Annotated in this window: 9 protein-coding genes, 1 tRNA gene and 1 pseudogene; all 11 read right to left on the reverse strand. The window is 31.0% G+C overall.

Annotated elements, in window-relative coordinates; all coding sequences use genetic code 11:
- Positions 1-7 precede the first annotated feature (7 nt).
- The 11 genes and pseudogenes from BIV18_RS02890 to BIV18_RS02940 all read right to left on the reverse strand — a co-directional run bounded on the left by BIV18_RS02890 (position 8) and on the right by BIV18_RS02940 (position 15,149).
- Positions 8-2,380, reverse strand: a complete 2,373-nt coding sequence (locus BIV18_RS02890) for an endonuclease MutS2 (RefSeq protein WP_075659208.1) — start codon at positions 2,378-2,380, stop codon at positions 8-10.
- Positions 2,373-4,709 carry a U32 family peptidase gene (locus BIV18_RS02895; protein WP_075659209.1) on the reverse strand — a complete coding sequence of 779 codons (2,337 nt, stop codon included), beginning with the start codon at positions 4,707-4,709 and terminating at the stop codon, positions 2,373-2,375. Before BIV18_RS02895 ends, BIV18_RS02890 begins: the two co-directional genes overlap by 8 nt.
- Positions 4,696-5,247, reverse strand: coding sequence for a cell division protein ZapA (locus BIV18_RS02900; RefSeq protein WP_075659210.1), 552 nt, complete (start codon positions 5,245-5,247; stop codon positions 4,696-4,698). Before BIV18_RS02900 ends, BIV18_RS02895 begins: the two co-directional genes overlap by 14 nt.
- A gap of 10 nt (positions 5,248-5,257) precedes the next feature.
- On the reverse strand, positions 5,258-7,633 hold the full coding sequence (pheT, locus tag BIV18_RS02905) for a phenylalanine--tRNA ligase subunit beta (RefSeq protein WP_075659211.1): 2,376 nt from the start codon (positions 7,631-7,633) through the stop codon (positions 5,258-5,260).
- 10 nt (positions 7,634-7,643) lie between these two features.
- Positions 7,644-8,666: a phenylalanine--tRNA ligase subunit alpha gene (gene pheS, locus BIV18_RS02910; RefSeq protein WP_075659212.1), complete on the reverse strand. Its 1,023-nt coding sequence runs from the start codon at positions 8,664-8,666 to the stop codon at positions 7,644-7,646.
- Positions 8,667-9,017: 351 nt separating this feature from the next.
- Positions 9,018-9,093 (reverse strand) — tRNA-Trp (locus BIV18_RS02915).
- A gap of 100 nt (positions 9,094-9,193) precedes the next feature.
- Positions 9,194-9,790: a dephospho-CoA kinase gene (gene coaE / locus BIV18_RS02920; protein WP_075659213.1), complete on the reverse strand. Its 597-nt coding sequence runs from the start codon at positions 9,788-9,790 to the stop codon at positions 9,194-9,196.
- Positions 9,777-12,433: pseudogene (polA, locus tag BIV18_RS02925) on the reverse strand (DNA polymerase I). The gene coaE and the pseudogene polA overlap by 14 nt, the downstream one beginning before the upstream one ends.
- A 131-nt stretch (positions 12,434-12,564) precedes the next feature.
- Positions 12,565-13,419 (reverse strand): fumarylacetoacetate hydrolase family protein, encoded by an 855-nt coding sequence (locus BIV18_RS02930; RefSeq protein ID WP_075659214.1) that lies wholly within the window; start codon positions 13,417-13,419, stop codon positions 12,565-12,567.
- A 9-nt stretch (positions 13,420-13,428) separates the two neighbouring features.
- Positions 13,429-14,217: an IclR family transcriptional regulator gene (locus BIV18_RS02935; protein ID WP_075659215.1), complete on the reverse strand. Its 789-nt coding sequence runs from the start codon at positions 14,215-14,217 to the stop codon at positions 13,429-13,431.
- A gap of 32 nt (positions 14,218-14,249) precedes the next feature.
- Entirely contained in the window at positions 14,250-15,149 is a 900-nt protein-coding gene (locus BIV18_RS02940; protein ID WP_075659216.1) for a dihydrodipicolinate synthase family protein, read from the reverse strand.
- Positions 15,150-15,165 lie beyond the last annotated feature (16 nt).

Genomic DNA, 15,165 nt, shown 5'->3' on the forward strand with positions numbered 1-15,165 from the left:
CAACTCCTTATTTTAATGTTACCACAGTGACTCCGTCGCCACCTTCATTGTACTCTGCATCTTTAAAAGATTTAACAGTCTTTATATTTCTAAAATGTTCTCGCAATTTTTGTCGAAGGACGCCTGTACCCTTTCCATGAATTATTCTAACTGATTTTAATCCAGAAAGATAGGCGTCATCTAAATATTTATCCACAATATCTCTTGCATCTTCAAAATTTCTGCCCCTAATGTCTATTTCACTATTAATATTTGTGGCTTTATTTTTAAGTATTTTTCTAGTGTTGTGCTTAGTTGTATCTTCTTGCACATCTATTCTAGTTAAACTTTCCTTAGGCATTTTCATTTTCATAATTCCAGACTGAACTAATACATTGCCTTTGTTATCAGGAAGTTCAACTACTGTGGCTATATTTCCGAGAGATGTCCTAACTTTATCGCCAACTTTTATTTCTCTAATAGGGTTGGCTGCTTTTTTTATTTCAATTTCAGAGTTATTTCTAGAATTTTTTAAACTTTCACGCAAAAGATCTTGTGCCTCTTGAATTCTCTTTGAATTTTCAGAGCTAATATTGTCTCTAACTTCATTTATTTCAGATAAAATTATATCTACGTTTTCTTTTGCATTTAGAAGCAGTCTTTTTGCTTCTTCACGAGATCTTTCTAGGATCTTTTCCCTTTGATCCTCTAGGTTTTTAATCTTAGATTCTAATCTTTTGTTTTCCTTTTCTAATTTAGTCCTTTCTCTCTCAAGCTCTTCCTTATATTCTCTAATTTTAGTTCTGTCTTTGTCAATTGACTCTAGGACGCTTTCAAATTCAACATTCTCTGAACTTAAAAGTTTTTTCGACTTATCTATAATTTCATCTGGAAGTCCAAGTCTTCGTGAAATTTCAAAGGCATTGGACTTGCCAGGAATACCAATTAAAAGTCTATAGGTTGGAGAAAGACTATCAACATCAAACTCCATACTTGCATTGGCAACTCCCTTTGTTGTAAGTGCATAAATTTTCAACTGATTATAGTGAGTTGTAGAAATGCATCTAATGTTTTTCTCTAACATAAACTCCATTATTGCCCTAGCAAGTGCCGCACCTTCTGTTGGATCAGTTCCTGCGCCCAATTCGTCAAATAGGACAAGGGAATTTTTCGTAACATTTTTTAAAATATAAACGATATTTACCATGTGAGATGAAAAAGTTGATAGTGACTGTTCTATTGACTGTTCATCTCCAATATCTGCAAAAACTTTTTCAAAAATTGCAATTTCAGAGGATTCTTCTGCTGGAATTAAAAGCCCATACTGCGTCATAAGCGAGAGAAGTCCAACTGTCTTTAAGCTGACAGTCTTACCTCCAGTGTTAGGTCCTGTAATAATTAGAGAGGAAAAGTCAATTCCAAGGTTTATGTCAATGGGAACTGCAACTTTCCTGTCTAAGAAAGGATGATAGGCACTTACTAAATTAATTCTTCCTTGGTTATTTAGCTTTGGCATATTTGCCCGATAATTTATGGCAAGTTTTGCCTTTGCAAAAATAAAATCTAACTCAATTAGTTTACTCTGATTAGATTTAATCTCTTCGGCAGATTTTGCAACTAATTCCGATAATTCTCTAAGTATTTTTTCGATTTCTATATTTTCTTTTACATAGAGTTCTTTAAGTTCATTATTTGCATCAACAACTGCCATTGGCTCAATGTATGCAGTTTGACCACTGCCAGATATGTCGTGAACTAGACCTTTTACTCTAGATTTATTTTCTATTTTTACTGGTACAACATATCTTCCATCACGAAGAGTAACAAGTGCATCTTGCAAAAAATCTGCGTGAGAACTTAAAATTCCATTTAATTTATTTTTTATAGAATCCTTTTTTGCTACAATACCTCTTCTAATTCTAAGCAATTCACGAGAAGCGTCGTCGGCAATTTCTTCTTCAGAAATAATTTTTGAATTTATTTCATCTTCGAGGCTTTTTTCTGTGTACAAATCTTCGATTAATTTGTCGATGTAATTTAAGCTTATTTCTTCTCCGCTATTTGAATCCTTCTTAAGATAAGTCTTCAATCCCCTTGACACTCTTAAAAAGTCCGAAACCTTTAAAAGTGCCTCAGCAGAAAGAGCCCCACCAATTTCAACACGCTTTATAATCTCTTTTATGTTTACAATTCCAAAAAGCTGCGGTTCTCCCTTTGCCAAAGTTAATTTAAGAGCCTCGTTAGTTTCATTTAGCCTCTCCTTTACTTCGTGAAAATCCGTAGAAATTTCCACACCTTCGATATATTCATTTGTAATACTTGCACTAGCAAGTTTTTTAAGTTCATCTAAAACTTTGTTAAACTCCAAAGTTTTAGATGCTCTATTAAAAGAATTATCCACTGACAATCCCCCTATTTATGTGTCCTTTAGTTACTTGTCGGTACTTGTCTTCTATTTTCTCTTTTATCCTTTTAAAGTTTTCTTCTTCATAATTTTTATAAAGTTCAACTACTTCGTCTGTGAACTCATCTGCCAAGAGGAGCAGGCTTATATTGTTTTCAACAAGTTTTTTTACATAAGCGTCTAATAAAATTGGATAAGAGTTAAAAATTTCTGTAAAAGTATTCTGTCTCAACACTTCAAAGTCCACTAATTTCTCGTCTCTTAATAAATAATTTTTGAATTTACAACTTGGACAATTTCTCTCGTCAACGCAATTTTTTATAATTGAGAAGGGACAGTGCTTCATAGTCATAACTGGCACTCGTCCGTAGGAAATCACATTTATCTCCGCATCAGAAAGGGCAATAATTTTTTGAATTTGTCCACTATTTAATTCTGGAGATAGTGTAATTGAATTAAAGCCCAAGTTATCAAAAAAGTCTAACGATAGTTTATTAAATACATTTAGTCCAATATCTCCATTTATTTTTATGTCGTCGTCCTTAAAAATATAGTACTCGGAGAGATTATTTATCCAAATTCCCTTTACATTATCGATTTTTAAAAGATATTCTCTTAAGTTTTCAAGCTCATTGTAAGAATAAAATTTATCGAGATATATTGAAACTTCTTTATTGTATTTTTCGCTAAACTTTTTGAGATCTTTTGCTCTAATTATTATTTCGTCAATATTTTCTAAATTAGACTTTTCTAAATTCTTAAACTTATTGAAGAAAATTTTAATTTTACTTTTTTTATCTTTGTTTTCTATTTTTTTATTTTCTAAGTTATATTGTATTTCAACTCTATTTATGGAATCTTTTAAAATTTTGCTTTCTAAGATTCCAATTACTTCTCTTCTAAGTTCGTTAATGGCAGAAATTGAAAGAAAAGCATTTTCGTCTAAGTCCATAGAAATGTTTTTCACTTTGAAAATGCTGTCGCCAGTCTTTGAAATATTTTCTATTACTCTTTCTCTATTAAGCCCAGATTTTTTTGCAATTTCAACAATTTTATCTAGCTCGTAAAATGCCCTGTGATCTCCTGATCTAACCTTAATAGTCGGCTTTTCTCCAATTTTTATCTTTAAATTCACATCTAAATCTCTTTTGTAATTAGAATTCTCAATTTTTTCATCGACTTTTCCATATAATCTTTTCGAGTAAGTTCTATTTATTTTGGAATTTAAAATTGGAGTTTTAGATAAACTTATTTCGTGAGGAATTTTGGCAGTATAAAGTTTTACCGATCTCATTCCAAATCTTCCCTTATTGGACAAAAATTCAATTCCATCTCCTTGGTAAATATCCACATCAAAAATAACTTTTGCCAAATTTTTTGTTACCTCAATTACTTTCCCAACTTCCACACCCCTGTTGTCAGGTCTGTCTGATGAAATAAAATTATTTCCAAAGTCGCCATTAAAAAGTCCCTTGGTAAATCCTCTATTAAAAACTTGTTCTGTGTCTTTTCTGTCCTCCAAAGTTAATTTGTTCTCCAAAGATTTTTTGTATGACGAAACAACAGTGTAAACATACTCTGAATTTTTCATTCGCCCTTCGATTTTTAGTGAATATCCACCAGATTTTATAATTTTTGCAACATCATCTAGTGTATTTAGATCCTTTGGCGAAATATAATAAAGTCTTTTGCCAATTATGTTTCCATTAAAATCTAAAATTTCATAGGACTTTCTACAAGCTTGAGCGCATTCGCCACGATTTCCAGATTTGCCACCAATCATAGATGACATTAAACATTCGCCTGAATAAGAAACGCAAAGTGCTCCATGAATAAAAGTTTCTACTTCTATATCTAACTCTTTTATTTTTTCAAGCTCAAAAATTGGAGTTTCACGAGCAAGTACAACTCTTGAAAATCCCATATTTTTTAAAAGTTTTGCACCATAAAAATTATTTACAGCCATTTGTGTTGATGCATGAACTTCAAAATCCGGAAAATTTTTACGTATTTCACTTGCAATACCAATATCTTGTAAGATTAACGCATCTACACCGATATCGTATAACATCTTCACACTTTCCATAGCTCTTTTTACTTCAAAATCCGCAATTAAAATGTTAAAAGTAACATAAATTTTTACATTTCTAAGATGAGCGTAGTTTATTGCTTCAATTAATTCTTCTTTGTTAAAATTTTTTGCCTTTGCCCTTGCAGAAAATTCATCATAACCCAAATAAACAGCATTAGCACCTGCCGATACAGCTGCCTTTAGACAAGCCATATCACCAGCAGGTGCTAGTAATTCATATTTATTTTTCTTCATAAAGATTTTCCAGTTCTCTTGTTAAATCAATTATTCTTCTCGATGCACTATTGTTTTTTTCTTCTAATGATGAAATGTTTCCTTCAAGTTTATTTATTTCTTCTTTTAAATCTAGAATTTCTTTATTTTTTTCAAGAAGATCTCTATTTACCTTTCTATTTCTGTCCTCTACATCAAGAGATTTTTGTTGAAGCTCTCTAAAACTTTTATTAACCTTTTTATTTTCTTCTTCAAAAATTGAAAGTTGTTTTTTTAAATCTTTAATTTCTTCCATTTTTTCGATGATTTCTCTCTTATCATCATCCATGCTCGCCAAATCCATTTTGTCAGATTTCATTTTTTCCAAATCATCTAAAATATTTAAGGCACAGAGCACAAGAGTCTGCACTTGATTTAATTTATAATTACTTTTCGCAGTTTCTTTGATTTTTTCATCAAGATCTGCTGCAAGGTCCTTAACATACTTTTCGTTGTCACTTCCCATGACAATAAATTTCATGCCGTCAATTGTAACTTCGATTCTTTTTGCATCGGACATAATAGCCTCCTTAGGATCTTAATTTAGCCTTAATTTCACTTTCAATTTCAGCAACTATTTTTTCACAAATTTCTGTAACTTCGCTGTCTTCTAAAGTTCTATCTGCTGCTCTAAATACAAGTGAAAAAGCCACAGACTTCTTTCCAGCTTCTATATTTTTGCCTTCATAAATATCAAATACCTTAAAGGATACCAAGAGATCTTTACCATGTTTTCTGGAAATTTTTTCAAGTTCAACTGAATCAACATCTCTATCCATTACAAAAGCAAAATCTCTCTTCATAGTTGGATACTTTGGAAGTTCTTTATAAATGTAATTGTCAATTGTGTTTTCAACAATTTTATCAAAATCAAGTTCAGCAACATAGGCTTTTTTCTTCAAACCATAATTTTCAAGAACTTTTGGATGAACCTCTCCAAATACTCCAAGACTTTCTCCCTTTAAAATAAATTCAGCACTTCTTCCTGGATGTAGGAAACTCACTTTTTTTCTTTTAACTTCAAGTTCATTTATCCCAAGATACCATAAAATCTTTTCAATGGATTCCTTTAAGTAATAAAAATCTCCTAAATCATAAAATCCCATTGTAAGTTTTAACTTTTCAGCTGGAAGTTCATCATCTGTTGGAAAAAATGTATTTCCAATTTCAAATCCACCGACATTTTCATTTCCTCTGGCATAATTTTTAGCAAGAGCCTCTATCATTGAAGGTACTATAGTAGTCCTCATGATTGAATAATCTTCTCCAAGTGGGTTTAAAATTTTTATAATATTCTTTTCATCTTCATCGTAATTTGATTTTTTATAGGAAGATGGGCTAACAAAGGAATAAGTCATAAATTCGGAATATCCAAGACCAATTAAAAGGTTTTTAAGTCTATCTTCCACATTTCTAAATTTAGGCTTTCTTCCAACAGTTAATGTTCCTCTTAATTTTTGAGGTTTAACATTGTGGTAACCGTAAATTCTTGCGATTTCTTCTATTAAATCTTCTTCAATTTCAAGGTCAAGTCTTACGCTCGGTATTTTTGCAATTAAATAATCATCTTTAACATCAGTTTCAATTTCAAGTCTGTTTAAAATATTTGAAATTTCATCCATGCTAAAATCTACGCCAATTAAATCATTAACCTTTTCTTTTCTGAGTTTTATTTCCCTTTCTTCTTTTGAAAAAGAGCCAACATCTTTACTTCCTCCAACAACTTCAGCAATCCCTAACATTTCTGCAAGTTCACAAACTCTGCCAACAGCCGTTTTTGCAAGATTTACATCAATTCCCTTTTCAAATCTTGAGGAAGCCTCACTTCTTAAATTAAGTCTTCTTGAAGTCTTTCTAATGTTTTCTTTATTAAAATTTGCACCTTCTAAAAGCACATTTACAGTTTTTTCTGTAATTTCAGAATCTAGACCACCCATTACTCCAGCAAGACCAATAATTTCACTGCCATCAGTAATTAAAATATCGTCGCTAGTAAGTTTTCTAGTTTCGCCATCAAGGGTTACAGTTTCTTCGCCATCTTTTGCCATTCTAACTACAATTTTTTTGTTTTTTAATGTATCTAAGTCAAAGGCATGAAGAGGTTGACCGTATTCTAACATTACAAAGTTTGTTAAATCGACAATATTTGAAATTGGTCTAACTCCTGCTTGCATAAGATATGCCTGCATCCAAAGTGGGGATGGTCCAATCTTTATATTTTTAAGAATTTTTGAATAATACCTCTTACAATTTTCAGTTTCAATAATTATATCGTCAAAGTTTTCAGAAAAATCTCCAACTTCGTTCTTTATATTTACATCATTATGTTTAGTTTTTAGATCAAAGGATGCCGCAGTTTCCACAGCCATTCCCATTATACTTAAACAATCTGGTCTATTTGGTGTGATCTCAAGCTCAAGAATTTCATTATCCATAAAAAGAGTTTCCAAAGCAGATTTTCCAATTTCAGTGCCTTCAGGAAAAATAAAAATCCCATTTCTTGCTTCCTTAGGTATAACTGAATTTTCAAAACCAAGTTCTTCTAGAGAACAAAGCATTCCATTGGATTCAACCCCTCTGAGTTTTCCCCTTTTTATCTTAACTCCACCAGCAACACTTGAGCCGTGAAGTGCAACGGGAACTATTGCCCCTTCAAAAACATTTGGTGCACCAGTTACAATTTGTAAAACTTCATCGCCAACATTTACAGTGCAAATAACAAGTTTATCTGCATCTGGGTGTTTTTCAATTTTTTCAATTTGTCCAACTACAATTTTATCTAAACCTTGTGACGGGATGATAATTGATTCAACATGAGATCCAGAATTGGAAAGTCCATCTGCAAGTTTTTTTACATCAAAATCGAAATCAACATAATCTTTAAGCCATTTAATCGGTAATAACATTTCTATCTCCTTAAAATTGTTCCAAGAACTTCTTGTTGTTTTCAAACATCATTCTAATATCTGTAATTTTATATCTTACCATTGCAATTCTATCAATTCCCATACCAAAGGCAAAACCAGAATATTTTTCAGGGTCAATCCCACAATTTTTAAGAACATTTGGGTGAACCATGCCACATCCTAAAAGTTCCATGCTCCATCCAGTATAATTGCAAGACTTGCAACCCTTGCCTCCACAGTTTGGACAAGTTGTATCCACTTCAAGGCTTGGCTCAGTAAATGGGAAATAATGTGGTCTAAATCTAGTACTCATATCTTCGCCAAAGAAAGATTTTACAAAATAGTTTAAAGTATCAATTAAATTTGCAACAGAAATTTTTTCATCAACAACAAGACCTTCAAGTTGATGGAACATTGGTGAATGAGTAGCATCAACTTCATCAGATCTAAAAACTCTACCAGAACATATCATGCGAATTGGAGCACCATGTTCCTTCATTGCCCTTATTTGAACAGGAGATGTTTGCGATCTAAGAATTGTATTTTCGTCAAAATAAAAAGTATCAGACATATCTCTTGAAGGGTGATCTTTAGGAGCATTTAAAAGATCAAAGTTGTTTTTCACAGTTTCGATTTCAGGACCATCGTAAACAGTAAAGCCCATATGAGTAAATAAATCTTCAAGATCCTCAAGAGTTTTCTTCAAAGGATGTCTATGTCCCAAGAAAATATCATCAGTTTTTAAAGTAACATCAATTCTCTCATCGTGAAGTTTCTTTTCCAAAATCTTATCATTAATTTCAGCCTTTTTTTTCTCAATTGACCTTTCAATATCTTCACGTACTTCATTGGCAAGAGCTCCCATAATAGGTCTTTCTTCCTTTGAAAGGTCCTTCATCCCCTTTAAGATTTGAGTAAGTTCGCCCTTCTTTCCTAAATATTTAACTTTAAGTTCATCTATTTCTTTAATTGTATTAGCTTTAGTTAAAAGTTTCATGGATTCATCTTTGATTTCAAGTAATTTTTCTTTCATGTTGACCTCCAATTCATAATATATAATTATATCATAGTTATAATTTTTTTTTAAGAAGAATGCTTTAGACTCTTCTAATCAAAAAAATCTTTAAAAAGCTACAATCATCTGCGTAACAACTGCATTTTAATAAAAATAATACACAATAATACCATTTACAAATATAATCACAATTAATATGTACTTAAATTAAAAAATAAATTCTATTTAAAGCCCTTTCACAGGTGCTATAAAAAGTGGGATTTTATCAAAAAACAAGGTTATTATGGTCAAATAGGGATGAAATAAAAAAGCCATTCTCGAAAGAATGGCTAGTTTGAACCGTTACGGTAATGTACAGCTAAATATTAATGGCAGGGGTAGCAGGACTCGAACCCACGGCACTTGGTTTTGGAGACCAATGTTCTACCAACTGAACTATACCCCTAGAACAAGTTATATCTTAACAAAGAATTTATTAAATGTAAAGTCATTTTTGTGATTTGTAAATTTTTCATTAAATTAAAAACTTTGAAGATGTGCTAAATTTAACACATCTTCTTTAATTTACTATCTACTTGTGCAAAAGTTTCATCTAATGTTGTTCTATTGTCGATTATTACATCTGCTTTTTCTTTTTTTTCTTCAACTGAAAGCTGTGAATTTATTTTCTCTTTTGCATATTCTCTTGAAATGTCGTCCCTTTTCATTAGTCTTTTTATTTGTGTAGCTCTGTCAACATAGACAAGCCAAATTTCATCGAAATTCAGTCCATATTTTTTGTTCAAATCTTCGTTTTCAAAAAACAGGGGTATGTCGACAAATACAAGTTCATCTGAGTCTTCAATTTGTCTTTTTATCTCTTTATAAATTTCTGGATGCATGATTTGATTTAACTTTTCCCTTGCTTTTCCATTTTTAAAAACTACTTCTGCAAGTTTTTTTCTGTCAAGGTTTCCATCTTTATATAAATCTTCTCCAAACTCCTCTTTAATCTTATTTTTTACAAATTCAAAATTTGCCACATCTCTTGCAATTAAATCTGCGTCAACAACTTTTATTCCTTTATTCTTTAAAAATCTAGAAACTTGAGACTTTCCCGTTGCAATAGAACCTGTGAGTCCAATTACTTTATTTTGATTCATAAAGATTTTCACCTGTATTCATATCCACAGAAAGTTTTACATTCAAGTCCACAGAATTTTCCATTAAATCCTTCATTATTTTTTTAACTTCTTCAACTTCGCCCTCTGCTGCATCAACTACAAGCTCGTCGTGAATTTGAATTATCAATTTTGATTTTAAGTTTCTCTTCTTTAATTCATTATAAACTTTTACCATGGCAATTTTTATTATGTCAGCAGCTGAACCTTGTATTGGCGTGTTAAGTGCAATTCTTTCTCCAAAACTTCTTATATTAAAATTCTTTGCCTTAAGCTCAGGAATGTATCTCCTTCTGTTAAAAATCGTCTCTACATAACCCTTTTTCTTTCCTTCTTCAATTTCTTCTGACATATAATTTTTTATTCCAACAAAATGTCCAAGATAATTGTCAATGTATTCCTTTGCTGCTTTTCTTGGTATATTTAAGTTTTGTGAAAGGCCATAATCAGAAATTCCATAGACTATTCCAAAGTTTACTGCTTTTGCCTCAGACCTTTGAAGTGCATTTACATCGTCATAATCCACATGAAATACTTCTGATGCCGTTTTTTTGTGAATGTCTAATCCCTCTTTGAAGGCATCAAGCATTTCTTTATCCTTAGAAAGTGCCGCAAGAACACGAAGCTCAATTTGTGAGTAGTCAGCATCTACAAGCATACAACCCTTTGATGCCAAAAATGCCTTTCGAATTAATCTTCCCTCTTCAGTTTTTATTGGTATATTTTGTAAATTTGGATCCGTAGATGAAATTCTTCCTGTTGCAGTTACTGTTTGCATAAATCTTGAGTGAATCCGATTAGTTTTCTTGTTTATAACAGCTTTTAAACCATCGATATAAGTTGACTTTAATTTAGAGAATTTCCTGTAATCTAAAATATAGTCGATAATTTCTCCCTCGCCACGAAGCTTTTCAAGAACATCTGCAGAAGTTGAATAGCCTGTTTTTGTCTTTTTTATCACTGGGAAGTCCATTTTTTCAAATAAAATAACGCCAAGTTGCTTAGGAGAATTAATGTTAAACTCTTCTTCTGCTTCACAATATACTTTTTCTTCTAAATCCTTTAGTTTTAATGAAATTTTCTCGTCAATTTCATCTAAAACTGCCTCATCAGTGTTTATGCCAACATACTCCATAGAGGCAAGAACTTCAACTAAAGGTAGCTCCATATCTTCATATAGGGAAGTCATGTTTTCCTCGCCGATTTTGTCCCTTTGCACTCTTTCCAATTTGTAAATTGAATTTAACACAAAGGCAAAATATTTAAATAGATCTTCTTTTTTCACTTCAGAGTAAGTTTTTTTCTTGACTCCCTTGCCCAAAAAATCATCTTGATCAATATATCCCTTTTTAAAATAATCCATAGAAATTTTATTTATATCATAATCACTTTTTGTAGAATTTAAAATATATTCGGCGATTTTAACATCATGACAATAATTTTTTATATCAATGCCAAGACTCATTAAGATTATAATATCCTCTTTAAGTTCATATCCAAGTTTTTCTATGTCTTCATCTTCCATGATTTCTTTTAATTTATTTTTATCAATATTATCCCATAAAATAAAATTCACAACTTCATCAGGAACTTTTATTGCAAGATAAATTGGATTTACATCTTCATAAATTTTTCCATCAGTAATAAATTTAAAGGCAAAGGACTTGTTGATGTGAATTTTTTTATAGCTTCATCTAGGTTTTTTATTTCCTCAAATTTAAAATTATCTTCCGAGATTTCTTTCACTTCTTCCTTTTGATATTCCTTGGGAAGTCTTGCAAGCATTGAATTGAACTCAAATTCACGATACATTTGTGAAAGCTTTTCATAATCATAGTCGACTTTTTTTAAATCTTCTAAATTTTCTTCAATTGGCACATTTTTTACAATTGTACCCAACTTTTTGCTCATAAAGGCAGACATTTTACCATCAATTAATTTTTCTTTAAGCTTTTTTGCTGTTACATTTTCAATATTATCGTAAAGATTTTCGATGTTGTGAAACTCGCGAATTAATTTTAGTCCCGTTTTTTCTCCAATACCATAAATTCCTGGAATATTGTCGGACTGATCGCCCATTAAAGCTTTTAGATCTATGAATTCAATTGGCTCAATACCATAATCCTTCTCAATGCTTTCCACAGTTATTATGTCCATTTCAGTAATTCCCTTGCGAGTTAATAGGACTTTTGTATTTTCATTCACTAGTTGGAAATAGTCCTTGTCGCCAGTGAGTAAATAGGTTTCAAAATTTTCTTCTGACGCAAGTTTAGAAAGAGTCCCTGCAATATCATCCGCCTCGTAAACAGGTGATTCCAAAATTTTAATATTCATGTAATTTAAAATATCGCGAACTAAAGGCCATTGTTGTTCAAGTTCGTTTGGAGTTTTTTGCCTTGTGCCCTTGTAATCTTTATATATTTCGGATCTAAAAGTTTTGCCCTTCATGTCGAAGCAAACAGCAACATGAGTCGGTTTTATCTTTTCAATTGCATTTTCAACCATCATTACAAAGCCATAGATTGCGTTAGTATAAAGACCCCTCTTAGTTTTTAAAAGTGGCAGAGCATAAAATGCCCTAAAAAAAAGCGAACTTCCATCTATAATTAAAAATTTGTTATCCATAAAAACCTCCTTACTACATTATAACAGAGATTTAAATAAATAAAATTTGCAAATAAAACTCCTATATATGATTTGGATACAAATAAAAAATACCAAAGTTTATAAAACCCTGGCATATAATAATTAATATATTATCTAATTGTATTTTTTAAGACCCCTATCTTTTCTATCTCAAGTTCTAGCATATCTCCACTTTGAAGAAATATTGGAGGATTTAAAGCCATGCCAACTCCCGATGGAGTTCCCGTAGCTATTATTGTTCCCTTTTTAAGTGTCATGGCTTTGGACAAGTCTTCTATAATTTCATCAACACTTAGAATCATATTCTTGGTATTGTTATCTTGCCTTATTTCACTATTTATAGAAAGTTTTAAGTCAAGATTATTATAGTCGAAGCTTTTATCCTTTAAAAGAATGCATGGTCCCATTACAGATGATCCATCAAAACTTTTTCCATAGTACCACTGCTTATATTTAGTTTGTAAATCTCTTGCTGATAAATCATTAAAAATTGAAAAACCAAATATATAGTTACTTGCCTCTTCTTTTTTTATGTTTTTCCCATCTTTTCCAATAATTACAGCAAGCTCAATCTCATAATCTAGTTTTTCTGTTATTTCACTATTTATTGGAATAAAATCTTCATTTCCTAAGATTTTATTAACTCTTTTTGAAAAATATATAGTATCTACATCTTTGGAAAAGTCTTTTTTTGATACTTTTTCTACTTCATCTTGATGGTCTATATAATTCATTCCTATACATATTATATCTTGTTTTGGATATTCAATAGGACTTAAAATCTTATATTCATTTTTAATTTCCTTCTGATTTTTAAAACATAGGTTTTTGAGGTCTGTTTCACTATCTATTAATTCATTTATGTCTTTAAAATCATATCCAAAGTCTTTAAGAAGGTATAATTTATAGTCTATTTCAACAGCTATTTCTTTGTAGCCTTTTATTTCTATAAAAAACAATTTCATAATCTACCTCTATTGCTCACTGTTAGTAAAATCTAATTTCAAATTTTGAATCTTTATAATATCCTCTATAATTTCTTTTTGTTCTAATAAAACTTTAGAAATAAAATCTTCTGTATCTTCAGTTTTTCTAAAAATTGGATAGGTAGCAGACATTGCCCCCTTAATTTTCCCATCTTCTCTAATAGGCACAGCTACACATGAAGTGTTATGGGTAAATTCTTGGTTTTCTACCGCATATCCCCTTTCTCTTACCTTATGTATTTCATCAAGTAGCCTATCAATATCTGTTATTGAGTTTTCTGTATATTTTACAAATTCATAATCTTTAAATTTTTCTATTATTTCTGCATCACTAAATCCAGATAAAAGTGCCTTTCCAAGTGCCGTATATATAGCTGGAATTTTCTTGCCCACAGAACTTACTATCTCAATATTATCTGGTGAGTTTACCTTTTCTAAATATAAAACCATATTATCAACAAGAACCCCAAATTGAACTATTTCTCCAATCTTATCAACAACTATCTCCATTTGTTTTTTAATCATCGAAAGACTATCTAGTCTTCCTGAATAAGATAAGCCTAATTGAAAAAGCTTAAAGGATGCCATGTAGCATCCCTTATCATTTTTTTCAATAAAATTAGTCATCTCTAATGTTTTTAATATTGGACTTAATGTGCTTTTTGGAATTTTTAATTTTGTCGATATCTCTAAAAATGAAAGACCATTTTCATAATTATTTATTAAATCAAGAATTTTTACTACTCTAAGAGTAGGATTGTGCAATTTATATTCCATGATTCCTCCAATCATGAAATATTATATCATAATTACTTGATTTCTTCGTACTCTTTAATTACTTTTTCTAAGATAGACTTACCACTTTCAAATACTTCATCTGAAAGTTGATTATATGGAAATATTGACTTAGGAGAAATATCTACGCCCCTAACCGCCATTAGTCTTTTGAATAAGTGTGAGAAATTACTATCTAAATCATATAAAGGCATTAATTTATGAATTAAATTAGACAATTTATACACTCTATCAAAGTTCTCTTCCTTTGTTGATTTAACAAGGTCTGACCATATTTCTGGTACTAAATTTGAAAGAGCACCTATACATCCTGAACCACCTGTCGAAAGGTTATATAAGAATTGGTCATCAAATCCTGAGTAAACTTTTGTCCTATGACCTTCCGTAGCCCTTAGTAGCTTATTAGTATGAATTGGATCTGCAACTGAATCTTTAAGACCCACTATATTTGAATTCTCCTCTATAAGTTTTGCATAGACCTCTCCACTTACAGAGTAGCCACTTCTAGCTGGAAAATTATAAATATATACATTTCCCTTAACTTTTTTGGCTAATTCATTATAATAAATGAAGATTTTTTCATCATCCATGGCGAAGTAATATGGTCCCATAACCATAACACCTTTATAGCCTATTTTTATAGCCTCATTGCTAAGTTTTACAGTATCTTCAAAGGAAGCACAATTACTTCCAAAATATAGATCAACCCTACCCTTTGTATACTCGTAGTAATCTTTAGCAAATTGCAATTTATCTTCATAATCTAAAACTGTAAACTCTCCAGTACTTCCAAGTACTAGAATCCCATCTACACCACCTTCAATAAGAAAATCTATGACTTTCTTATTTTCTTCAAAATCTGGTTTTTCATTTTCATCAAATATTGTAACAACTGGTACTATTATTTCACACATAAAATCCTCCTAATGT

The organism is Peptoniphilus grossensis (genome assembly GCF_001940285.1).
Lineage (GTDB): Bacteria > Bacillota > Clostridia > Tissierellales > Peptoniphilaceae > Peptoniphilus_A > Peptoniphilus_A faecalis.